19 protein-coding genes are annotated in these 23619 nt (G+C 70.8%); all 19 read right to left on the bottom strand.

Features of this window, described 5'->3' with window-relative positions:
* Positions 1–2 precede the first annotated feature (2 nt).
* Positions 3–716: a Flp pilus assembly protein CpaB gene (cpaB, locus tag C8K30_RS08250; protein WP_158280962.1), complete on the bottom strand. Its 714-nt coding sequence runs from the start codon at positions 714–716 to the stop codon at positions 3–5.
* Positions 713–1519: a hypothetical protein gene (locus tag C8K30_RS30660; protein ID WP_158280963.1), complete on the bottom strand. Its 807-nt coding sequence runs from the start codon at positions 1517–1519 to the stop codon at positions 713–715. The genes cpaB and C8K30_RS30660 overlap by 4 nt, the downstream gene beginning before the upstream one ends.
* A gap of 224 nt (positions 1520–1743) precedes the next feature.
* A complete protein-coding gene (locus C8K30_RS08255) occupies positions 1744–4374 on the bottom strand; it encodes a hypothetical protein (protein ID WP_199230396.1) in 2631 nt (876 codons plus the stop codon).
* Positions 4375–4610: 236 nt separating this feature from the next.
* Positions 4611–5699 (bottom strand): polyprenyl synthetase family protein, encoded by a 1089-nt coding sequence (locus C8K30_RS08260; RefSeq protein WP_108492385.1) that lies wholly within the window; start codon positions 5697–5699, stop codon positions 4611–4613.
* Positions 5696–7459 carry an NADH-quinone oxidoreductase subunit NuoN gene (nuoN, locus tag C8K30_RS08265; RefSeq protein ID WP_108492386.1) on the bottom strand — a complete coding sequence of 588 codons (1764 nt, stop codon included), beginning with the start codon at positions 7457–7459 and terminating at the stop codon, positions 5696–5698. Before nuoN ends, C8K30_RS08260 begins: the two co-directional genes overlap by 4 nt.
* Positions 7456–9039, bottom strand: coding sequence for an NADH-quinone oxidoreductase subunit M (locus C8K30_RS08270; protein ID WP_108492387.1), 1584 nt, complete (start codon positions 9037–9039; stop codon positions 7456–7458). The genes nuoN and C8K30_RS08270 overlap by 4 nt, the downstream gene beginning before the upstream one ends.
* Positions 9040–9050: 11 nt before the next feature.
* Complete coding sequence (gene nuoL / locus C8K30_RS08275; RefSeq protein ID WP_108492586.1) at positions 9051–10997, bottom strand: NADH-quinone oxidoreductase subunit L; 1947 nt, start codon at positions 10995–10997, stop codon at positions 9051–9053.
* A gap of 21 nt (positions 10998–11018) precedes the next feature.
* Complete coding sequence (gene nuoK, locus C8K30_RS08280) at positions 11019–11318, bottom strand: NADH-quinone oxidoreductase subunit NuoK (RefSeq protein ID WP_108492388.1); 300 nt, start codon at positions 11316–11318, stop codon at positions 11019–11021.
* Positions 11318–12112 carry an NADH-quinone oxidoreductase subunit J gene (locus C8K30_RS08285; RefSeq protein ID WP_108492389.1) on the bottom strand — a complete coding sequence of 265 codons (795 nt, stop codon included), beginning with the start codon at positions 12110–12112 and terminating at the stop codon, positions 11318–11320. Before C8K30_RS08285 ends, nuoK begins: the two co-directional genes overlap by 1 nt.
* Complete coding sequence (nuoI, locus tag C8K30_RS08290) at positions 12109–12939, bottom strand: NADH-quinone oxidoreductase subunit NuoI (protein WP_108492390.1); 831 nt, start codon at positions 12937–12939, stop codon at positions 12109–12111. Before nuoI ends, C8K30_RS08285 begins: the two co-directional genes overlap by 4 nt.
* A complete protein-coding gene (nuoH, locus tag C8K30_RS08295; protein WP_108492391.1) occupies positions 12932–14230 on the bottom strand; it encodes an NADH-quinone oxidoreductase subunit NuoH in 1299 nt (432 codons plus the stop codon). The genes nuoI and nuoH overlap by 8 nt, the downstream gene beginning before the upstream one ends.
* On the bottom strand, positions 14227–16821 hold the full coding sequence (locus tag C8K30_RS08300) for an NADH-quinone oxidoreductase subunit G (protein ID WP_108492392.1): 2595 nt from the start codon (positions 16819–16821) through the stop codon (positions 14227–14229). Before C8K30_RS08300 ends, nuoH begins: the two co-directional genes overlap by 4 nt.
* On the bottom strand, positions 16821–18167 hold the full coding sequence (gene nuoF / locus C8K30_RS08305) for an NADH-quinone oxidoreductase subunit NuoF (protein ID WP_108492393.1): 1347 nt from the start codon (positions 18165–18167) through the stop codon (positions 16821–16823). The genes C8K30_RS08300 and nuoF overlap by 1 nt, the downstream gene beginning before the upstream one ends.
* The gene (gene nuoE, locus C8K30_RS08310) at positions 18164–18985 is read right to left on the bottom strand and encodes an NADH-quinone oxidoreductase subunit NuoE (protein ID WP_108492394.1); all 822 of its coding nucleotides are present in this window, start codon (positions 18983–18985) and stop codon (positions 18164–18166) included. Before nuoE ends, nuoF begins: the two co-directional genes overlap by 4 nt.
* Complete coding sequence (locus C8K30_RS08315; RefSeq protein ID WP_369939524.1) at positions 18982–20352, bottom strand: NADH-quinone oxidoreductase subunit D; 1371 nt, start codon at positions 20350–20352, stop codon at positions 18982–18984. Before C8K30_RS08315 ends, nuoE begins: the two co-directional genes overlap by 4 nt.
* Entirely contained in the window at positions 20349–21116 is a 768-nt protein-coding gene (locus tag C8K30_RS08320) for an NADH-quinone oxidoreductase subunit C (RefSeq protein ID WP_108492396.1), read from the bottom strand. Before C8K30_RS08320 ends, C8K30_RS08315 begins: the two co-directional genes overlap by 4 nt.
* Positions 21113–21664 carry an NADH-quinone oxidoreductase subunit B family protein gene (locus C8K30_RS08325; protein WP_108492397.1) on the bottom strand — a complete coding sequence of 184 codons (552 nt, stop codon included), beginning with the start codon at positions 21662–21664 and terminating at the stop codon, positions 21113–21115. The genes C8K30_RS08320 and C8K30_RS08325 overlap by 4 nt, the downstream gene beginning before the upstream one ends.
* Positions 21665–21736: 72 nt before the next feature.
* Positions 21737–22096: an NADH-quinone oxidoreductase subunit A gene (locus tag C8K30_RS08330; RefSeq protein ID WP_108492398.1), complete on the bottom strand. Its 360-nt coding sequence runs from the start codon at positions 22094–22096 to the stop codon at positions 21737–21739.
* A gap of 43 nt (positions 22097–22139) precedes the next feature.
* On the bottom strand, positions 22140–23444 hold the full coding sequence (locus C8K30_RS08335; protein ID WP_108492587.1) for a geranylgeranyl reductase family protein: 1305 nt from the start codon (positions 23442–23444) through the stop codon (positions 22140–22142).
* Between the last annotated feature and the right edge of the window lie 175 nt (positions 23445–23619).

The following is a 23619-nucleotide window of genomic DNA, read 5'->3' on the forward strand; positions in this document are numbered from 1 at the left end:
GGTCAGCCCTTCGCCGCGGGAGCCGGGTCCGTGCCGTCGTAGACGCGCTCGTTCGTCGGAAGCTGCTCCTCGTCGCCCGCGCCGCGCAGGGCGAGGCGCATCTTCACGGAGAAGGACTCGACGTACGCGAGCGTCAGGGCGTCGTCGGTGGTCAGCGCGAACGTCACCGGGAGCCCGGAGGTGGAGTCGGAGAGGTCGTCGGGGTCCTCGAGCGTCCGGGGGAGGCCGACCTCCAGGACCAGCGCGTTCGACACCCAGACCCGCGAGACCGGCTTCGCGGTCTCGGTCCCTTCCATGGTCGCGATGATGTCCACGTGGTCGCCGGGCTCCACCTTGCCGGCCACGCCCGTCTCGGCGTCCACGAGGATGGCGACCTCGCGGAACCCGGGCTGGACCCCCGGCCGGTTGATCAGCATGCCCGACTGCACCACCGACCCCTCTTCGTAGTCGGTGGCCGCGACCAGGTTGTTCACCTCCCGCACGCTGTGCACGGCGGTCGTGGGGGCCCAGCGCTCGGGGATCTCGACCTCCTCCAGCATGGCCGGCTCGATGGGCTCGAGGGCCTCGACCGAGCGATTGAGCTGGAGCACGGTGGTCATGGGGCCCACCTGAGAGCTCACGGTGCGCACGTAGTAGAGGACGCCGACGAAGACGGCGACGGCGAGGACCGAGGTGACGACGAGGAGGAACGCCCCTCGGCGTTGACGCGGGTTCAACTGATGACTCCCTGGTGTTCGGGACGGTGCTGGTCGGGAAGCTCCGCGGGACCGGGCAGCCCGGCGCGGGCCGAAGACACCGTCAGTCCGCAGAAGATGCATGCTCCGGAGGCGGCTCGTCCGCAGACCTCGCAGGCGGCCCACCGGTGCGATCCGGAGGCCGCGCTCGCGACGGCCCAGCTGAGCGGCCCGTCGATGGTCGACGCCTCGAGCCAGCGCGCCGCGTGCCATTCGGGTTCCGCGCCGATGAGCTCGGCGTCGGCGGGGCGAGGAAGCAGGTCGGTGTCGTCGGGCACCACGGGTCGGGGCGAGCGGGCGACGACGAGCATGTCGCCGCCGCTCGGGACGCCCAGCCGCTCGTGGAACCGGCCGACGGTGCCGCGACCGGGGTCGACGACGAACGCCGTGCCCGGCAGGAGGCTGCCTGCGTGCTGGCGGAACGTGGGGGCGGGGCTCTCCAGGGAAGCGACGCTGGACACGAGCGCTCTCGTGGTGATGCGGGCGAGGACCACGTCGGTTACCGCGCGAGCCGCCGAGGCCGTCAGACCACCGGCCGCGAGGCCCGCGAGCACCACCGCCCACGCCGTGACCGGCGTGTCGACGTGGAGCAGGCCGAGCCGCTCCGACCCGAGGACCAGCCGCGCGGACCGGGCGACCTTGCGCGCCCGCTCGTCGCGGGTGGCGAGGACGACGTCGTCGGTGGGCAGGTCGGCCACGGCGGCAACGACTGCCTCCAGCGTGCGTTCCGCCCGGCGAACCGCGGGATGCACGCCCTCCGGCGCCCCGATCGCTACGACCAGCAAGGCGCCTCCTTGTTGAACACGCTGACAAGATCGACCGCCCGACGCATCTCCACCACGGCCCCTACCCTCGCGGGCGCCTCCGCGCTACCGGCACGCTCGTTTCGCAGACTGTATAGATTCCGGTACGAAAGGCACATAAGGTCGTTAGAATCTATTATCCTTTGGGTGGTTTCCCCTTACTTTGCCCGCTCAGATGAGCGATCTGGTGAGTCGGTGTCACCTGATCACTGGCCCCCGCAATGCCCGCTCTTCGGCCCACCCTTGCCCGAACCCGAACCCGAGGCCGCCAGGTTGACCAGCGGCGGGTCGTCCGAACTCTCACCGTTGAACAGGTTCACCGCCGGATCGTCGACGAGACACTCACCGCCGCTCTCCCGCGGACTGAACTCCACCGTCTTCTCCTCCTCGTCGTAGTCGAAGTTTCCTTTGAAGCGCCAGTTGTTGTATTCGCCGTCGCCCTTGTTCTCGACCGTCCCCTTGTCGATGGCGATGACGTCCATCCCGTCCACGGTCGCCAGGTGCTCGAAGCCCTCGGCGTGGCTGAACGAGAAGTTCTCGAAGTCCTTCACCACGAGGATGTTCGTGTCGGGGAACGCCTCGGCGTACTCGTCCATCAGCGACTTGGTCAGGTCGGCGTCGTCGCCCGGCACGTCACCGTCGTAGTCGGTGCCCGGATAGGGGCCGTCCTCGGTGTACTTCGGCGACTCGTTGTCGAAGTACTCCGCGCCGAGGTCGTGCTCGGGGTTCTGCAGCTCCGTCGGCGGGTCCGAGAAGTCGTCGGCGTAGTAGCCCTCGTCCTCCTCGAACTCCTTGGCCTTGCACGCCGGTGCGGGTGACACCTCCTGCTTGTCACCGTTCACGTCGATCACTTCGTACGAGGAGTCCTTCAGGTCACGCTCCTCGTCGACCTCTGTCCACTCGACCTCGAACAGGTTCACGTCCTGCAGGTCCACGCCGAGGTGCCCGCTCTCGGTGGTCCGGTCCACGTCGTACTCGAGCTCGCGCACGTTGGCGTGGTCATCGATGGCGTCGTAGAGGGAACCGCCCTCGGCGTACTCGCTCGCGTTGATGTCGACGTCGCCCGTCTCGAGCCGGCCGTCCTCGTCGAGGGGAAAGAGCTCGTCGATCTTCGGCCCGAGCTCGTCCTCCAGCTCGGGGAACTGGCTGAAGTCGAGGATCATCTCCCGCACGGACGCAGAGCCCGACTGGCTCGACTTCTCCCAGCCCCCGCCCACGGAGAAGCCCCTGGGCAGGGTCGCCTCGATGTCGACCCCCGCCTTGGCGAGCGTCTTCAGGACCTGGTCGTCCATGCGGAGGATGACGTTGTACAGCGACCCGTCCGGATGCCGGTTCACCTCGATCTGCGTGGTGCCCGTCCACTCCATCCCGACCTGGCCGGAGCCGGACCCGCTGCCGTCGCACTTCGAGCTGCCGTCCTCGTTCTTGCACTTCTTGTTGTTGGTGAAGGGCTTGCTGCCACCGATCGACGCCCCGATCAGAAAGCCGCCGATGTCCGTCGACGTATAGGACACCGTGGTCGAGCCGTCCGAGTACAGCGTCTCCTCGGCCGACACCTCGCCCTCGTAGCCGCCCTCGACGCTGCCCTCGATCTCGGCCGGACCGACTCCGCCGGCCCCGCTCAGCCCGCCGGTGAACGAGACCTTCCTGGACTCGCCCTCCCCCTCGGCGAGCTCGTGGTGCTCGGGCTCCTCGTCGGCGAGCTCGTCGGCCTCGTCGGTCTCGGTGCAGGTGTCGCCCCAGTGCTCGCTGGACGGTGTGCAGCCCTCCTGCTGGCCGTTCACCTTGTTGTAGTCCTTGTACCAGTCGATCCACTCCTGGGCCTTGCCCATGTCGGTGAACTCGTAGGTCTTGTCCATCGAGTATCCGGTGATGCCCGCGACGTCGAAGCTGATCGTCGAGTCGACAGAGATCCCGCCGCCCTGCTCGACGCCCTTGAGGATGTGGACCCGGATCCGGCCGTCACCGAGCTTCTCGATCAGCATCCCGTTGCTGGCACCCCAGCGGACGAACAGGAACGAGACGTTCTCGCTGTCGACGTGCGAGGTGGACGACACGACGCACTCCGGCTCGATCTCGCTGTACGTCTCCGACATGCAGTTGGCCAGGTCCCTGGACTTCCCGGCGCGTTCCTTGCCCGCCGGCGCGTCCTTGTAGGCCGCCCACTCCGCCTCGCACCCCCTGGGCACCGGGAGCTCCTTGCACCCCACCTGCACCTTCGGCGGTGCGTCCTCGTCGATCTCACCGCTCGTCGGCAGCGTGTTGACGCAGCTCTCGTCGTCCGGATCGTCCTTCGGCGCACCGTAGCCATCGGTCACGCAGTCGACGAACTCGACGATCTCGTCCTCCAGGTAGACCCGATCGTCCTCGTCACGATCGAACCAGCCGTCAGGGATCTCGGAGGAGGCGCAGATCGCCCTTACCGTGTACCAGACGCAGTCGATCCGGACCACGGGGGTCAGGTACTCCTCGTCGAGGTTGGCCTGGTCGAACGTGACGTCGTCCTCGCAGTCGCCCGTCGGCGGGCTGTACTCGTCGTCGGGGGACTCGTCGTCGCCGGGCTCGTCGTCGCCGTCGTCCTCCTCGCCGGGCTCGTCCACGCAGTCCTCGGGGGCGTTCTCCTTGCCGAGCTGCTGGACCGCGCAGACCAGCTGCTCGCCCTCGGAAGCTCCGACCGGCGCCGCCGCGACGAACACGATGGCGATCACCAGCAGGAGCAGACCGACGACCGCCACATACTCCGCCAGCGCCTGCCCGGACTCGCCGTCGTCCCCGCGCCGACCGCGCCACCACACCAGGGAGCCACGGGAGGAGGTCTCGCGGTCGCGTCGGGTCACCCCGCCAAACTAAGGACCGAAGACGCAGGTCACGACGGCCCTGCGACCCAAGCTCGCACCCAAACGTCTGGGTCTCCGGGCCCAGGCCCGGTCGACCGGTTCGGAAGCCATCTGGCTGAGGACTGGGCGGCAGGAAGCTCGTTCGCTTCGTTCATATCTGCCATGTGTTCAGAAAAAGTGAACACGACCAGAAGATGAACACGACTGTCTGCTACATGGTCGCCAGGCCAGCCCGCTCAGACCGCGCGGTCCGCCAACACCTGCGCGAACTGCGCCAGGGAGTCCTTGACCGGGCCCGCCGGCAGCGGCGCCAGCTCGGCCGAGGCCGCGCGCGCCCACTGCACGGCCAGGTCCCGCGTCTCGGCCAGCACGGAGTGGGCGCGCAGCCGCTCCAGCGCGGCCGTCAGCGCCTCGTCGGAGGACAGGTCGCCGTCGAGCGTCGCCAGCAGGTCGCGGTCATCGGCGGTAGCGGCGCCCGATGCGACGTGCTGCCGCAGCAGCAGCACCGGCATGGTCGGGACGTGCTCGCGCAGGTCCGTGCCCGGCGTCTTGCCCGAGGCCTCGCCGGACGAGGCGACGTCGAGCACGTCGTCGGCCAGCTGGAACGCGACGCCGACCTTCTCGCCGTACGCGCCGACGGCCTCGATCTGGTCCTTCGGCGCCCCCGCGAGCATCGCGCCCAGGCGGGCCGACGCCGACAGCAGGGACGCCGTCTTGTCCGACAGCACCTGCAGGTAGTGGGCCACCCGGTCCTCGCCGTCGTCGGGGCCCATGGTCTCGTGGAGCTGCCCCAGGCACATCCGCTCGAACGTCTTGGACTGCAGGATCACGGCCTCGGGCCCCAGCTCCGCCACGCGCGCGGACGCGCGCGCGAACAGCATGTCGCCCACGAGGATCGCCACCGAGTTGCCCCACACCATGTGGGCCGACGGCGCCCCGCGCCGCATCGGCGCCGAGTCCATGACGTCGTCGTGGTACAGCGAGGCGACCTGCGTCAGCTCGACCACCACCGCGGCGTCGACGACGCCGGGGGCCGCGCCGTCGCCGAGCTCACCCGTCAGCAGGGTGAGCAGCGGCCGGAACCGCTTGCCGCCCGCGTCGACGAGGTGCCGGGAGGCGCCGTCGGCCAGCTTGTCGGTGCTGGTGACGGCCTCCGAGAGCGCCTCGTCGACCCCCGTCAGCCGTTCCGCGAGACGGGACGCCAGCTCCGGGTCCGTGATCGGCAGGCCGAACGCGGTCGGGTCGGGCAGGTCGGTCGGAGCGGCCGGCGAGGCGGACGCCGACGTACCCGTCGTCGTCTGGGGCGGCAGCGGTACGGAGGTCACGGCACGAACTTACTTGCCTCTTGCGCCAGATCGAGAACCAGAGATGGGAAAACGCCGAGAATCACTGTGGCGATCGCACAGACGGCGATGGCGAGCGCGGCCGGACCGCGGGACCGCACCACCGTCACCTCTACCCGTTGCGCGGCTGTGACCTGCACCTTGGTCATGGTGGCGGTGGCCGAGCCCGCGCTGGTCGAGCCTGTCGAGACCGCACCCGTCTCGACCCGCGGCGAGTCGTCCCGTGCCGGCTCGACACCCGGCGTGATCGGCGCGGGCTGGAACACCATGACCACGAGAAGCCGCAGGTAGAACGCGACGGCGACCACCGAGGCGAGCACGCCGAGCACCGCGAGCCACCACAGGCCGCCCGACGTCGCCCCGGTGAACGCGCCGAACTTCGCGATGAACCCGGCGGTGAGCGGGATGCCCGCCATCGACAGCAGGAACAGCGCGAACGCGGCGGTGAGCCACGGGGCCTTGCGCCCCAGGCCGGCCCACTGCGCGATCTCGGTCGCCTCGCCGAGCACTACGCCGTCGTCCTCCACCGGACCGTTGTGCTCGCCCGACCCCGGGGTGACCCGGCGCTCGCGCACCAGGGTGACCACTGCGAACGCGCCGATCGTCGCGATGCCGTAGGAGAGCAGGTAGAAGAGCGTTGACGACTGCACCTGCGAGCTGAAGCCCGCGATGCCTACCAGCAGGAACCCGGCGTGCGCGATCGACGAGTACGCCAGCAGGCGCTTCACGTCGCTCTGGACGGAGCCCACCACGGTGCCGACTGCCATCGTCAGGACGGCGACCACGACGATCACCACCTGCAGCTGCCGCATGATTTCCGGGTCGACCGCCTGCACGCCGATCGAGACGCGGTACAGCACCTCCACGAGGGCCGCGACGGCCGCCGCCTTGGTGCACGCGGCCATGAACCCGGTGATCGGGGTGGGCGCGCCGGTGTAGACGTCCGGCGTCCAGGCGTGGAACGGCACGGCGCCCACCTTGAACAGCAGGCCGACCGTCACCAGCAGCACACCGGCCACGAGCAGCCCGCTCATGCCGTCGAGCGGCAGACCGCCCTGCTGCATCGCCGTGGCGATCTCCAGCAGCCGCACCGTGCCGGCGAACCCGTAGATCAGCGCGACGCCGAAGATGAACAGCGCCGAGGCGAACGCGCCCAGCAGGAAGTACTTGGCCGCGGCCTCCTGCGACAGGAGCCGACGCCGACGCGCCGTCGCGCACAGCACGTACAGCGGGAGCGACAGCACCTCCAGGGCGATGAACATGACGATGAGGTCGTCGGTGGAGGCGAAGAGCATCATGCCGCCCGCCGCGAACAGCAGCAGCGGGTAGATCTCGGTCTGCTCCAGGCCGGACCGCCGGGCCAGGTCCTCGTACGAGGTGCCGGGCACGGCCGACGCCGCGGGCGCGAACGCGTCCTGCCCGGTCGCGGTGCGGTCGGCCACCACGAGCACGCCCAGGAAGGCGAGCACCGCGATGATGCCCTGCGTGCCGAGCGCGAACGGCGTGAGGGTCACGCTGCCGCCGACCACCTGGACGGGCTGCGCCACGATCTGCGGCCACAGCACCGCGATGAACGCGAACCCGCCCGCCAGGGCGGCCAGGGTCAGCACTATCTGGGTCACGCGCCGGGCCTTCGCCGGCACGAACGCCTCGACGAGCACACCGACCACGCCCGCGCCCAGCACCACGATCAGCGGTGCGAGGGCGAGCCAGTCGATCTCGGGTGCCACGAACTCGGTCACTTGTCGCTCCCCATCTGCGCGGCGGCATCCGCCGGCTCATCGACCGCCGTGAGCGCCGCCGACTGCTCGGCCGGCGCGTCCACGTAGGTCAGGGCGAGGCCCGGCACGAGGCCGAGCACCAGGAGTCCGGCCACCAGCGGGGCCGCGACGAAACGCTCGCGCGCCTTGAGGTCGGGCAGGTCTTCGAGCCCTTCGGCCGGCGCACCGGTGAAGATCTTCTGGTAGGTCAGCAGCACGTAGACCGCGGCGAGCACCACGCCCGGGATCGCCGCGACGGTCCAGGCGGCCGAGCCGGCGGGGGCCCCGCCGAACGCGCCGATCAGCACCATGATCTCGCTGACGAACGTGGCCAGGCCCGGCAGCGACAGCGTCGCCAGACCCGCCACCAGGAACGTCCCGGCGAGCACCGGCGTGACCGACCGCAGGCCGCGGTAGTCCGTGATCCGCTGCGACTTCTCCGGGTGCCGGGACACGAGGAACCCGGCCACCAGGAACAGCGCGCCGGTGGCGAGGCCGTGGTTGAGCATCATGAAGCTCGACCCGGCGGTACCCAGCGGCGTGAACGTGAAGATGCCCAGGATGATGAACCCGAAGTGGCTCACCGACGTCCAGCCGACCAGCCGCAGCAGGTCGGTCTGCATGATCGCCATGATCGCCCCGTACAGCACCGAGATCACGGCGAGCGCGATCACGAACGGCGCCGCCCAGCGGGACGCCTCCGGGAACAGCGGCAGGCACAGGGTCAGCATCCCGAAGGTGCCTACCTTGTCCAGCACGCAGATCAGCAGGGTGGACGTGCCGGGGCTGGCGTTGCCCGCGACGTCGGGCAGCCAGCTGTGCACCGGGACCATCGGGGCCTTGATCGCGAAGGCGATGAAGAACCCGACGAACATGAGGCGCTCGGCAGTGGCGCCCAGGTCGACCCCGACGAGCTCGTCCACGAGGAATGCCCGGCTCGGGTCCACGCCGGCGCCGACCGCGAGGAAGTACAGCGCGATCACCGCGGCGAGCATGATCAGCCCGCCACCCAGGCTGAACATCAGGAACTTCACGGCGGCCTGACGCCGTCCGGCGCCCTGCCCGAACCCGCCGATGAGGAAGTAGGCCGGGATCAGCATGGCCTCGAACAGCACGTAGAACAGGAAGACGTCGCGGGCGCAGAACACCGCCACCATGAACGCCTCGAGCAGCAGCACGAGGCCGACGAACCGGCGCAGGCGCACCTCGTCCCGGCCCTGCTCCTGCCACGCGGCCAGCAGCACCAGCGGCACCAGCACCACGGCCAGCGCCACGAGCAGCAGGCCGACGCCGTCGACGCCCACCGCGTACGACGCGCCGATCTGCGGGATCCACGGGTAGGTCGCCGCGAGCTGGTGCTCGGCGGCGGCGCCGGTGTCGAAGGCGGCGAACGCGCCGACGAGCAGCACCACCTCGACCAGCGAGAACAGGAGCGCCAGCGGGCGGGCGAGGCCCACCCCGGCGCTCGCGGAGCCGGTACGGGAACGACCGAGCGAGCCCAGCCCCACCACTGCCGCGCCGACCAGCGGCCACGCGATGAGCGCGGTCAGCCAGGGAAACATCTCTCCTCCGATCACTGGGCACCACCGAGGCCGACCACGAGCCAAGCGACGGCGGCGATCACGAGGACGCCGCCCGCCATGCCCGCCGCGTACGAGCGGACGTACCCGCTCTGCGCCTTCCGGAACACCGCGCCGAACCACGACACGGCCTGCGGCAGCACGCCCCAGCCGCGGTCGACGACGTCCCGGTCGCCCACCTGGACCAGGCGGGCCACGCCGTGCGCGGGCAGCACCACGAGGGTCTCGTTGGCTGCGTCCTGGTACAGGTCCCTGCGGGCCGCCCGGGTCAGGACGGAGCCGCGCGGCGCCTCCTCGGGAACGAGCTGGACCGCGTACATCCGGAACGCGAGCAGCGCCCCGAGGACCACGACCACGAGGGTGACGGTGATGATCACGGGGACGGGGAGCACCGGCTCGTGGTGCTCCGCTTGCCCCACCACCGGCTCCAGCCACGTGGTGAACGTCCCGCCGATGCCGAGCACCGCGCCCAGGGCGGCGGAGCCGACGCCGAGGAACACCAGCGGCCACCACATCAGCGGCGAGCCCTCGTGCGGGTGCTGGCCCTCGGTCCAGCGCGGACGGCGTCCGCCGAACGTCATGAAGAACAGGCGGGTCATGTAGAACGCGGTGATCGCCGCACCGAGCACCGCGACCGTGCCGAACACCCAGGCCCGCCACGGCTGCCCCTCGACCGGGATGAACGCGGCCTCGATGATCCCGTCCTTCGACCAGAAGCCGGAGAACGGCGGGATCCCGAGGATCGCCAGCCAGCCCAGGCCCATGGTGATCCACGTGATGGGCAGGAACCGCGACAGCCCGCCGAAGCGGCGCATGTCGGTCTGGTCGCTCATCGCGTGCATCACCGAGCCGGCGCCGAGGAACAGCCCCGCCTTGAAGAAGCCGTGCGTGAGCAGGTGGAAGATCGCGAACGCATACCCGGCCGGGCCGAGACCCGCGGCGAGCATCATGTACCCGATCTGCGACATCGTGGAGGCGGCCAGCGCCTTCTTGATGTCGTCCTTCGCGGTACCCACCACGGCACCGAACAGCAGGGTGACGGCGCCGACGATGACCACGACGAGCTGCGCCGTCGGCGCCGCCTCGAGGATCGGGCCCGACCGCACCATGAGGTAGACGCCCGCGGTGACCATCGTTGCGGCGTGGATGAGCGCGGACACCGGCGTCGGGCCGGCCATCGCGTCACCCAGCCAGGCCTGCAGCGGGAACTGCGCCGACTTGCCGCACGCGGCGAGCAGGAGGCACAACCCGATGGCGGTGGCGGTGCCCGTGGAGATGAGCGCGCTCGCGGGCCCGGTCCCGTCCCCGGCTACGGCGGGCAGCACGTCCGCGAAGCGGACGCTGCCCACCGCCGAGAACATGAGCGCCATCGCCGCGATGAGGCCCATGTCGCCGATGCGGTTCATGACGAACGCCTTCTTGGCCGCCACCGCGTTCTCCCGGGCGGAGGGCCGCCCCGTGTCCCAGAACCCGATGAGCAGGTAGGACGCGAGACCCACGCCCTCCCAGCCCACGAAGAGCAGGAGGTAGGAGTCGGCGAGGACCAGCGTCAGCATGGCCGCGACGAACAGGTTCAGGTAGGCGAAGAACCGGCGCCGGTGCGGGTCGTGGTCCATGTAGGCCACCGAGTACACGTGGATGAGCGTGCCCACGAAGGTCACGAGCATCACGAAGGTCAGGGACAGCGGGTCGAGCCGGATACCGAGGTCCACGTCGAGACCTCCCGCGGACAGCCACGTCCACAGGTGGTGGTCGATGGAGCGCTCCTCGGCCGGCGTGCCGATCATGCGGAACATCAGGATGAAGCCGACGACCCCGGAGGCGGCCGAGGCCAGCACCCCGAGCCAGTGGCCCCAGCGGTCGGTGGCCTTGCCACCCAGCAGCAGGATCGCTGCGCCGATCAGCGGGAAGCCGATCAGCCAGGGGGCAAGCCCGATCACGTCGTTCACTTCTCTCCCCCTTCAGCCCTTGAGCAGGTTGACGTCGTCGACTGAGGCCGAGCGGCGAGTACGGAAGATCGTCACGATGATGGCCAGGCCGACGACGACCTCGGCGGCGGCGACGACCATGACAAAAAAGGCGAGCACCTGGCCCGTCAGGTCGCCGTGCAGCCTGGCGAAGGTGACGAAGGCGAGATTGGTCGCGTTCAGCATGAGCTCCACGCCCATGAACACGACTATCGCGTTGCGGCGCAGGAGCACGGTCGTGGCCCCGATCGCGAAGAGCGCGGCGGCCAGGACCACGTAGTTGGTGATGTCCATCAGGCGTCCCTCTCCGACTCGGGGGTGTGGACGAGCTCGTCCGCCGGGACGTGCGGCGCGGGCCGCTCCTGACCGCGGATGCGCAGCACGCGCGACACCGACTGCGGCACCTGCTCGCCGTCCGGCCCCAGCGCGGGCGTGTCCATCGCGTTGGACCGGGCGTAGACGCCGGGCGACGGCAGCGGGGTGAGCACGACGCCGTCGGGCAGCGCCTTGATGCGCGCGTCGGCCACCGACCGCTGGTTCTGCTTCGGCGTGAGCCGACGCCGGTGCGTGAGCACCAGCGCGCCGACCGCAGCCGTCACGAGCAGTACACCAACGGCCTCCATGGCCACCACGTAGTCGCCGAACAGCACGCGGGCCAGGGCCTGCGGGTTGGCGACGCCACCCGGGTCTCCCCCGTTCAGGCCGACGGCGGGCGGGAACGCCGCACGCGCCACGACGCTGCCGAGGACCACGGCGAGGCCGAGCCCGATGAGCAGGCCGATCCAGCGCTGCCCCCGGATGGTCTCGGTGAGCGAGTCGGACGCGTCGACGCCGACGAGCATCAGCACGAACAGGAACAGCATCATCACGGCGCCCGTGTACACCACCACCTGGACGACGCCGAGGAACGGCGCCTCCTGCGCGATGTACAGGACGGCCATGCTGACCATGACGAACACGAGGCACATCGCCGCGTGCACCGCCCGCTTCACGAACAGCAGGCCCAGCGCGGCGAGGACCATGAGCGGCGCGATCACCCAGAACAGGACGGTCTCGCCGGTCGAGATCACCAGGCCGGCGGGGTTCATGCGGTCACCTCCGACCCGGTGCCCGAGCCGGCCGGGACCCGCACCGACCCGACGGCGGCTGCGCCCGCGGACTTCTCGGCGGGGCCGGGGCCCTCGTCCGGGCGCAGCTGGTGCTGCCGCAGGGTGGGCGCGGGCGCGCTGCCCGAGGCCACCGCGGAGGCGGCGTCCAGCGTCTCGTCGTCCGGCCGGTGCTCGCGGACCCAGTCGACCTGCGCCGCCGTCGGGCCCAGGACGTCACCGCTGTAGTAGTTGGTGTCCGTCGTGCCCTCCACCATGGGGTGGGGTGCGGCGAGCATGCCCTCGGAGAGCGGGGCCAGCAGGTCCTGCTTCTCGTAGATCATGCCCGCGCGGGTCTTGCCGGCCAGCTCGAAGTCGTTCGTCATGGTCAGCGCCCGCGTGGGGCAGGCCTCGATGCACAGCCCGCAGAAGATGCAGCGCAGATAGTTGATCTGGTAGACGACGCCGTAGCGCTCGCCGGGGCTCATGTGGGCCCCCTGGGAGTCGTCCGCGTTCACCTGGAGGCCCGCGTTCTCCGGCAGGGCCGCGTTGGACGCGCCCTCCACGTAGATCGCGTCCGCCGGGCACGCCCAGGCGCACAGCTCGCAGCCGATGCACTTCTCCAGCCCGTCGGCGTACCGGTTGAGCTGGTGACGGCCGTGGAACCGGCGCTGGGGCGGCACCTTCTCGCGCGGGTACTGCTCAGTGACCGTGGGCCTGAACATCGACGACAGCGTCACGCCGAAGCCCGCGACGGGGGCGAAGAGCTCCCCGATGGGTCCCGGCTTGGGCCGCAGGGGCTGGTACTCGCCCGACTTTCGCTCACTCACCGTGGACCTCCTTTCCGAACCGCTTGGACGGGGGCAGCTTCTCGCCGGGCAGCGGCGGCACCGGGAACCCGCCGGCGAAGGCGTCGACGGGCTCCTTCTCCTTGCCGGCGCCCGGTGGCGCCTCCTTCTTCTCCGGCCAGAACCACATGACCGCGATGAAGACGACGGCGGTCCCGATGATCACCGGGATGAACTGCTGGTAGGAGACCTCCTGCACGCGCTGCAGCCACTGCACGACGGCGAGCACGACGACCCAGGCCAGTGCGACGGGGATGAGGACCTTCCAGCCGAAGACCATGAACTGGTCGTAGCGCAGGCGCAGCAGCGTGCCGCGCACCCACACGAAGACGAACATGACGGCCCAGAGCTTCACGAGGAACCAGATGACGGGCAGCCAGCCCTCGTTGAGGGCGCCGCCCAGGAAGCCGTCGGGCACCGGTGCCCGCCAGCCGCCCAGGAAGAGCGTGACGCAGACCGCCGAGACGTTGAGCATGTTGATGTACTCCGCCAGGAAGAACCAGGCGAACTTCATCGACGAGTACTCGGTCATGTAGCCGGAGACCAGCTCGCCCTCGGCCTCGGGGAGGTCGAACGGCAGGCGGTTGGTCTCGCCGATCATCGAGATCACGTAGATCACGAAGGCCGGCGCGAGCGGGATGAACCACCAGATCTGCGTCTGGCTGGACACGATCTGCGACGTCGACATCGACCCGGCCATGATGAACACGCTCACCAGCGACAGGCCCATCGCGAGCTCGTAGCTGATCACCTGCGCCGTCGAGCGGACCGAGCCGAGCAGCGGGTAGGTGGAGCCGGAGGCCCAGCCGCCCAGCACGATGCCGTACACCCCGAGCGAGGCGGCGGCCAGCACGTACAGCACCGCCACCGGGAAGTCGGTGAGCTGCGCCGGGGTGGTCCAGTCCGTCCAGGGGAACGGCAGGCTCGGCCCGAACGGGATGACGGCGAACACGAGCAGCGAGCAGAACACCGAGATCATCGGCGCCAGCAGGTACACGAACCGGTCGGCCCGCGTGACCGTCAGGTCCTCCTTGAGCAGGAGCTTCATGGCGTCCGCGAGCGACTGGAGCAGGCCGAACGGCCCGTGCCAGTTGGGGCCGGGGCGCACCTGCATGCGCGCCACGACCTTGCGCTCGAACCAGATCGCGAAGAGCACGCTGGTCAGCAGGAACACGACGATCAGCACGGCCTTCACGATGGAGGCCCAGATGGTCTCCTGCGAGAAGTCGGCGGCGACGCCGGGTGCGGCCTCGGCCAGGATCAGCGGGTTCATCGAGCTTCCCTTTCCAGGCGTCCGGCGACGGGAGCGGTGACCGTCACGAGGTCACCCGCGGCCGCGCCGAGCGAGTCGTGCACGCGCGAGCCGGCGGAGGCGAGCGGCAGCCACACGACGCCGTCGACCATCTGGTCGGTCACCGCCGCGGGCACCTGGACGGCGCCGCGCGGCGTGCTGACGGTGACCGTGCCGCCGTCGGACACCCCGAAGCCGGCCGCCGTGGCGGCGGACATGCGGGCCACTGCCTGCTTGGCCGTGCCGGCGAGGAACTGCTCGCCGTCCTGGCCACGGCCGGCGTCGAGCTGGAGGCGCCAGGTGGCGAGCACCGCCTGCCCGGGCAGGACGGCGGGCGGGCCGGCCGGGGCGCTCTCCTGGACCGCCACCCGCTCCCCGTCCCACGCGCTGCGCTGGGTCATCGCGATGGAGAGGTGGGCCTCGGCCGGCGAGGCCGCCTGCAGGTCCACCCCGAGCTGCTGGGCCAGCACGTGCAGCACGCGGTGGTCGGGCAGCGCGCTCGACTCGAGCGCGGCGCCGAAGGACCGCACGCGGCCCTCCCAGTTCCAGTACGAGCCGGCACGCTCGACGGGCGGCGCGACGGGCAGCACGACGTCGGCCCGGTCGGTCACCTCCGAGGTCCGCACCTCCAGGCTCACCACGAACCCGGCCGCGTCGAGGGCCGCACGTGCGGCGGCGGGGTCGGGCAGGTCGGCGAGCTCGACGCCGCCGACGATCGCCCCGCCCAGCGCACCCGACGCGAGCGCGCCGAGGATGCCTGCGGTGTCGCGGCCCGGAGTGCCCGGGATCGCCGCGCCCCAGGCCTGCGCGACCTGGGCGCGTGCGGCGGGGTCGGCGACCGGGCGTCCGCCCGGCAGGAGGTCGGGCAGCAGGCCCGCCTCGACGCCGCCGCGCTCGCCCGCACGGCGCGGGATCCACGCGAGCCGTGCACCGGTCGCGCGCGCGAGCCCGAGGGCCGCGGCGTACGCGCCGGGCGAGCCCGCGAGGCGCTCGCCCACGAGGATCACGGCGCCCGGCTGGGCCAGGGCGCTGGCGTCGATGTCCGACGTCGGCGCGTCCGCCGGGAGCAGACCGCCGGCCAGGCTGGTGGTCAGGCTGGTCAGCCACTCGGCCTCGGTGCCGGGCGCGGCCGGCAGCAGCGTGCCGTCCATGCGGAGCAGGCCGCGGGTGGCGTAGGGAGCGACAGAGAAGACCTTGGTCCTCGCCTTCCCCTGCGCCCCCTTGCGCAGCCTGAGGAACGTGATGCCCGCCTCCTCCTCGGCCTCCAGGCCGACGAGCAGCACCGCGGGCGCCTGCTCCAGGTCGCCGAACGTCACGCCGACGCCCGAACCGGCCACGGCGTGGCCCAGGAACGCGGCCTCCTCGGCGGAGTGCACCCGCACCCGCTGGTCGACGTCGTTGGTGCCGAGCGCCGTGCGGGCGAAGCGCGACCACGCGAAGGCGTCCTCGACGGTGAGGCGGCCGCCCGGCAGCACGCCGACGCCGCCGTTCTCCTTCGCCTTGGCCAGCCCGGCCGCGGCGATCTCGAGCGCCTCGACCCAGGACGCGGGGCGCAGCTCGCCGCCCTCGCGGACGAGCGGGGTCGTGATGCGGTCCGGCGCGGACTGCCACGTGAACGCGAAGCGGTCCTTGTCGGTGATCCACTCCTCGTTCACCACCGGGTCCTCGCCGGAGAGCCGGCGCAGCACCTGGCCGCGGCGGTGGTCGATGCGGATCGCGGAGCCGCACGAGTCGTGCTCGGCGATGCTCTCGGTGCTGACCAGGTCGAACGGGCGCGACCGGAACCGGTAGCCCGCGCCCGTGAGCGCGCCCACCGGGCAGATCTGCACGGTGTTGCCGGAGTAGTAGGAGGAGAACGGCCGCCCGGAGGTGTCGGTGGTGGCCTCTCCGACCGGGCGGTCGACGGGCCCCGTGCTGGACGCGGCCCCGGCGAACCCGAGCACGTCCTCGTCGAACCGGCCGATCTGCTGGTGCGCGCCGCGGTCCTGCAGCGCGATGAACGCGTCGCCCGCGATCTCCTCGCTGAACCGGGTGCAGCGCTGGCACAGCACGCAGCGCTCGCGGTCCAGCAGGATCTGCGTGGACAGCGCGATGGGCTTGGGGAAGGTGCGCTTGACGTCGACGAACCGCGTCTCGGGCCGGCCGTTCGACATCGCCTGGTTCTGCAGGGGGCACTCGCCGCCCTTGTCGCACACCGGGCAGTCCAGCGGGTGGTTCATGAGCAGCAGCTCCATGACCCCCTGCTGCGCCTTGTCGGCGACGGCCGAGGTGTGCTGCGTCTTGACGATCATGCCGGGCGCGACGGTCATGGTGCAGGACGCCTGCGGCTTCGGCATCGGCCGCACGTTGCCCTCGCGGTCCGGCATCGAGACCTCGACGAGGCACTGCCGGCAGGCGCCCGCGGGCGCCAGGAGCGGGTGGTCGCAGAACCGCGGGATCTGGATGCCCGCCTGCTCGGCGGCGCGGATGATCAGCGTGCCCTTGGGCACGCTCACCTCGGTGCCGTCGATGGTGAAGGTGACCAGCTCGACCGGTGCGGCCTCGGTCTTGGGGTTGTTGGTGGTGACGGTCATCAGTGACCTCCGGCGCCGGCACCCGCGAGGGTGCCCGGTGTCCGTGTCTTGGGGGTGTACGGGAAGAGCGCCGACGCGCTCGGGTCGAACGGGCAGCCGTGACTGTCGATGTGCGCCTGGTACTCGTCGCGGAACAGCTCGACGCTGGAGGTGATCGGCGAGACGGCGCCGTCGCCCAGCGCGCAGAACGCCCGGCCCAGGATGTTGTCGCACAGGTCGACCAGCAGCTCGAGGTCGCCGTCCTGCCCCGCGCCGTCCTCGATGCGGTGCAGCACCTGCTTGAGCCAGTAGGTGCCCTCGCGGCAGGGTGTGCACTTGCCGCACGACTCGTGCGCGTAGAAGTCGGTCCACCGGGTCGCCGCCCGGACCACGCACACCGTCTCGTCGAAGATCTGCAGCGCGCGCGTGCCGAGCATCGACCCGGCGGCGCCGACAGACTCGTAGTCGAGCGGGACGTCCAGGTGCTCCTGCGTGAAGATCGGCGTGGACGAGCCGCCCGGGGTCCAGAACTTCAGCTCGTGCCCCGCGCGGACGCCGCCCGCCAGGTCGAGCAGCTCGCGCAGCGTGATGCCGAGCGGTGCCTCGTACTGGCCGGGCCTGGTGACGTGCCCCGACAGGGAGAACAGGCCGTGGCCCTGCGACTTCTCCGTGCCCATCGAGGAGAACCAGTCGGCGCCGTTGGCGACGATCGCGGGGACCGACGCGATCGACTCCACGTTGTTCACCACCGTGGGCCGCGCGTACAGGCCGGCGACGGCGGGGAACGGCGGCTTGAGCCGGGGCTGGCCGCGCAGGCCCTCCAGCGAGTCGAGCAGCGCCGTCTCCTCGCCGCAGATGTAGGCGCCGGCGCCGGCGTGCACCGTGACGTCGAGGTCGAAGCCCGAGCCCTGGATGTTCTTGCCCAGGTAGCCCGCCTTGTACGCCTCCTCGACGGCGTTCAGCAGCCGCCGGTAGACGTGCAGCACCTCGCCGCGCACGTAGATGAACGCGTGGTCGCAGCCGATCGCGAAGCTCGTGATCGCCACGCCCTCGATCAGGTGCTGGGGGCTGGCGAGCATGAGCGGGATGTCCTTGCAGGTGCCCGGCTCGGACTCGTCCGCGTTGACGACCAGGTACCGCGGGCCGCCGTCGGGCGGGGGCAGGAAGCCCCACTTCATGCCCGTGGGGAAGCCTGCGCCGCCGCGGCCGCGCAGGCCGGAGTCCTTCACCGTCTGCACCAGGGCGGCCGGGTCCATCGTCAGGGCCTTCTTGAGGCCGGCGTACCCGCCGGCACGCTCGTAGGTGGCCAGGCGCCAGGAACGGTCCTTGTCCCAGGTGTCGGTCAGGACGGGGGTCAGCGTGGTCACTTCGCGTCCTCTCCGGGCTTCTTGTCCTTGCCGACCGCGGTGTCCGACGGCGTCGCCGCGGGGCGCTCGGCGGAGGAGCCGGGCTTGCCGACGGGCCCGGTCTCGACCGGCTCGACCGGCTCTCCGGCCTGCCCGGACGACGGCGCCGTCCAGCCGCGCTCGCGCGCGATCTTGAGCCCCGCGAGCGTCGGCTCGCCCGCGCCGACGCCCTCGTCGGCGCGGCCGTCGGGGAACCCGGCCAGGATGCGGCTCATCTGCTTGAACGAGCACACCGACGCGGCGCCCCGGGTCGGGACGACGTCGTCCCCGAGGCGCAGCTTGTCCGCGAGCGCCGTCGCCGTCTCGGGCGTCTGGTTGTCGAAGAACTCCCAGTTGACCATCACGACGGGTGCGTAGTCGCAGGCGGCGTTGCACTCGATGCGTTCCAGGGTGATGGCGCCGTCGTCGGTGGTCTCGTCGTGGCCCACGCCGAGGTGGTCGCTGAGCTCGTCGAAGATCGCGTCGCCGCCCATCACCGCGCACAGCGTGTTGGTGCACACGCCGACGGTGTAGGTGCCGTTGGGGTGCCGCTTGTACTGGGTGTAGAAGGTGGCGACGGCGGAGACCTCAGCGGCAGTGATGCCGAGCGTCTCGGCGCAGAACAGGATGCCGTCGCGGCTCACGTACCCGTCGACCGACTGCACGAGGTGCAGCATCGGCAGCAGGCCGGACCTCGGGTCCGGGTAGCGGGCCATGATCGCCGTGGCGTCGGCGGTCAGGGACGCGACGGTCTCGGCGTCGTAGCCGGTCTTCGTGGCCGCCTGCGGATCTGCGGTCATCGGTCCACACCTCCCAGCACGGGGTCCAGGGACGCGACGGCGACGACGACGTCGGCCACCTGGCCGCCCTCGCACATCACCGACGTGGCCTGGAGGTTGTTGAACGAGGGGTCGCGGAAGTGCGCGCGGTAGGGGCGGGTGCCGCCGTCGGACACGACGTGCACGCCGAGCTCGCCGCGCGGGTGCTCCACGGTCTGCCATGCCTGGCCCACGGGGACGCGGAAGCCCTCGGTGACCAGCTTGAAGTGGTGGATCAGAGCCTCCATGGAGGTGCCCATGATCTTCTTGATGTGCTCCAGCGAGTTGCCCTGGCCGTCGCCGCCGACGGCGAGCTGGGCGGGCCACGCGATCTTCTTGTCGGCGACCATCACCGGCTCGCCCTCGGTGCGGTCGAGCCGCTCCATGGCCTGCTCGATGATCTTGAGGGACTGGTAGCACTCCTCGATGCGGAGCACCACGCGGTCGTAGCAGTCGGCGCCCTTCGAGGTGGGGATGTCGAAGTCGTAGGTCTCGTAGCCGCAGTACGGGTTGTCCTTGCGGACGTCGTACGGCAGGCCCGTGGAGCGCAGCACCGGCCCGGTCACGGCCAGGGCCATGCAGCCGGAGAGGTTCAGCACGCCGACGTTCGTCAGCCGCGCCTTGAAGATCGGGTTGGCGAGCATGAGGTCGCCGAGCTGCTTGAGGTAGCCGCGCACGTTCTTCAGCGCCGCGCGGGCCTGGGTGGTGAAGCCTTCGGGCGTGTCCACCGCGACCCCGCCGGGGCGGATGTAGGCGTGGTTCATGCGCAGGCCGGTCACGGCCTCGAAGAGGCGCAGGATCTCCTCGCGGGCGGTGAACCCGATGGTCATCACAGTGGTGGCGCCCATCTCGTTGCCACCGGTGCCGAGGCAGACCAGGTGGGAGGCGATCCGGTTGAGCTCCATCATCAGCACCCGGATCACCGAGGCGCGCTCGGGGATGTCGTCCGTGATGCCGAGGAGCTTCTCGACCGCGAGGCAGTACGCGGCCTCCTGGAACAGGGGCGCCACGTAGTCCATGCGGGTGCAGAACGTGGTGCCCTGCGTCCAGGTGCGGAACTCCATGTTCTTCTCGATGCCCGTGTGGAGGTAGCCGATACCTGCCCGGGCCTCGGTGACGGTCTCGCCGTCGATCTCCAGCATGAGGCGCAGCACGCCGTGCGTGGACGGGTGCTGGGGACCCATGTTGACGACGATCCGCTCCTCGCCGATCGCCTCGCGCGCGATGTCGTCCCAGTCGCCGTCGCCGTAGGCCTCGAAGGCGCGCACGGTGGACGACATGTCCTCGTTCCCGGCGGGGCGCGTCGCGTGCGGGGCGGGCGGCGGCCTGTGGTCAGTGGGAGCGCTCATGAGTAGCTCCTCCTCGTGTCCGGCGGGGGCACCGTGGCGCCCTTGTACTCGACGGGGATGCCGCCGAGCGGGTAGTCCTTGCGCTGCGGGTGGCCCACCCAGTCGTCCGGCATCTCGATGCGGGTCAGGGCGGGGTGGCCGTCGAAGACGATCCCGAAGAAGTCGTAGGTCTCGCGCTCGTGCCAGTCGTTGGACGGGTACACGGAAGTGGTCGACGGGATGTGCGGGTACTCGTCGGGCGCTGCGACCTCGAGCCGCAGCCGGCGCGAGTGCGTGATCGAGGCCAGGTGGTAGACGGCGTGCAGCTCCCGGCCGGCGTCGTGCGGGTAGTGCACGCCGCTGACGCCGAGCGACAGCTCGAACCGCAGGTCCTGGTCGTCGCGCAGCGCCTGGCAGACGGCGGCGACGTGCTCGCGGGCGACGTGGATCGTCAGCTCTGCCTGCCGCGCGTCCGCGCTGTCGGCGCTGTGCAGGTCCACGACCACCTTCTCGACCGCCTCGTCGAAGCCGGGGCCGCCGGTAGCCGTGCCCTCGTTCAGCACCTCGCTCAGGACGTCGACCACCTGGTCGAACCAGCTCCCGTACGGACGGAGCGACGCCGCGGGCATCGTGATCGGCGTGACGAGGCCGCCGTAGCCGGACGTGTCGCCCGAACCGCCGGCGCCGAACATGCCGCGCTTCACCTCGACGACCTCGAGCGTGGCGGCCCCCTCGGGCGGCTGTACGGCCGAACCCTGGTCGCCGCTCGGCGAGACCTCGCTCATCGCAGCAGACCCTTCATCTCGAAGGTGGGCGTTGCCTCCATCGCGGCCGCCTCGGCGGCCCGCGCCGCCTCGATGCGGTTCACGCCGAGCGGCTCCTTCTGGATGTGGTCGTGCAGCCCGAGGATCGCGTTGATCAGCATCTCCGGACGCGGCGGGCAGCCGGGCAGGTAGATGTCGACCGGGACCACGTGGTCCACGCCCTGCACGATCGCGTAGTTGTTGAACATCCCGCCCGACGACGCGCACACGCCCATCGAGAGCACCCACTTGGGCTCGCTCATCTGGTCGTACACCTGGCGCACCACCGGGGCCATCTTCTGGCTCACCCGGCCCGCCACGATCATCAGGTCGGCCTGTCGCGGCGACGCACGGAACACCTCCATGCCGAACCGCGACAGGTCGAACCGCGACGCACCCGCCGCCATCATCTCGATGGCGCAGCAGGCCAGGCCGAACGTCACCGGCCACACCGAGGCCTTGCGCAGGTACCCCGCGAGGTCCTCGATGGTCGTCAGCAGGAACCCTGACGGCGCTTCCTCGACACCCATGTCCCCTCCTCTGCCGGGCCCCGCCCGGCGTCGCTGCCCGGCGCCGTCAGGCGCCGCGCATGAAGTAGTTGCTCAGACCCAGTCGAAGCCGCCGCGGCGCCACTCGTAGACGAACGGCACGGTGATCAACGCCAGGAACGTCAGCATCGCCACCAGGCCGAACGTCGCGAGCGTCGTGAAGTCCACGGCCCACGGGTAGAGAAAGACGACCTCGATGTCGAAGACGATGAACGTCATCGCCACCAGGTAGTACTTGATCGGCAGCCGTCCGCCGCCCACCGCGTGCGGCGTCGGCTCGATCCCGCACTCGTACGAGTCGAGCTTGGCGCGGTTGTACCGCTTGGGGCCGATGATCGCGCTCGCGCCGACCCCGCCGAGCGCCAGGACCGCCCCGATCGCCATGAGGATCAGGATTGGTACGTAGGGATTCATGCTGTGCCCTTCATGGACGACTTGCCCTTCATGGACGTGATGCTCATGAGCTCGGGACCACCCGGGTGAGGCCGGCGATGACGCGGTCGATCCAGTCGCCGCCGTGCGGCTCGTAGCAGTCGGACAGGAGCTTGAGCGTGAACTGCATGACGACCTTGCGCGGCAGCCCGTACCGGACGCACACCCGCATGATCTCGGGGTGCTCGATGAGCCGCACGAACCAGCGGCCCAGGGTGTAGTACCCACCCAGGTCGTCGCGCATGCGGTCCGCGTAGGTCGCGAGCGTGGCCTCGCGGGCCGCGTCGCTGCTCTTGTGGCGGGCCTGGCTGATCGCGTCGGCGGCGACCCGGCCGGCCTGCAGGCCGTAGGCGATGCCCTCGCCGTTGAACGGGCTCACCATGCCTGCGGAGTCGCCGGCCAGGAGCACACCGTCCGCGTACAGGGGGCCGCGGTTGTAGCCCATGGGCAGGGCCGCGCCGCGGATCGGGCCGCGCTCCGGCTCGTGCACCAGGTCCCAGCCGTCGGGGGCGCTCTTCTCCAGCCAGGTCTCCATGAGCCGCCGGTAGTCGATGCCCGCCTTGGACTGGCGCGCGGGCGTGGAGCTCACGCTCCCGAGGCCGACGTTCACTGTGCCGTCGCCGAGCGGGAAGATCCAGCCGTAGCCCGGAAGCAGGTCGCTCTTGCCCGGCTCGCCGTCCCACAGCTCGAGGTGGGACTCCATGAACGGGTCGTCGTGGCGCGCGGTGCGGTAGTAGGCGCGCACGGCGGTCCCCATGGGCCGGTCGTCGCGCCGCTCGCGCCCGACGGCGAGCGCGAAGCGCGAGCTGACGCCGTCGGCCGCCACCACGACGGGGGCGCGGAACTCCTTGACGGGGCCCTCGGCGCGGCCGCGGGTGTCGAGCGGCTGGGCGGTCACGCCCACCACCCGCCCGTCGTCGTCGCGGAGGGGGCCGGTGACCTTGGTGCGCTGCAGCAGCTTGGCGCCGCTCGCCTGGGCGTGCTGGGCCAGGGTCTGGTCCAGCGTCATGCGGGACTTGGCCATGCCGTAGCCGGGGTAGGTCGTGAGGCTGGGCCAGTCCAGCTCGTAGGAGCGGCCGCCGCCGTGGACGCGCAGGCCGCGGTTGCGGATCCAGCCGTCCTCCTCGCGGGTCGGCACACCCATGCGGACCAGCTCGGCCACGGCGCGCGGCGTCAGGCCGTCGCCGCAGATCTTGTCCCGGGGAAACTCGCCCTTTTCCAGGAGCAGCACGTCGAGTCCCGCGGCCGCGCACCAGTGCGCGGTGGACGAGCCGGCCGGCCCGGCGCCCACCACGATGACATCCGCGTCGTCGCGCGTAGCTCTTCGCACGTTCACCCCCGTTGGGAACCCGCTGCTGGTCGTTGCTGACCTGTTGGGCGGGGTTCGTCGGGGCTTGATGACAAGCCCTTGTGAACCCTGTCACAACACCGACACCCTAGCCACACTTAGGGGGGATTGTGTAGGAAGGTTCCCCTTACTTGGAGGTCGGCTTCAGGGGCCTCTG

The sequence above is a fragment of the Promicromonospora sp. AC04 genome, assembly GCF_003058225.1.
Classification (GTDB): domain Bacteria; phylum Actinomycetota; class Actinomycetes; order Actinomycetales; family Cellulomonadaceae; genus Promicromonospora.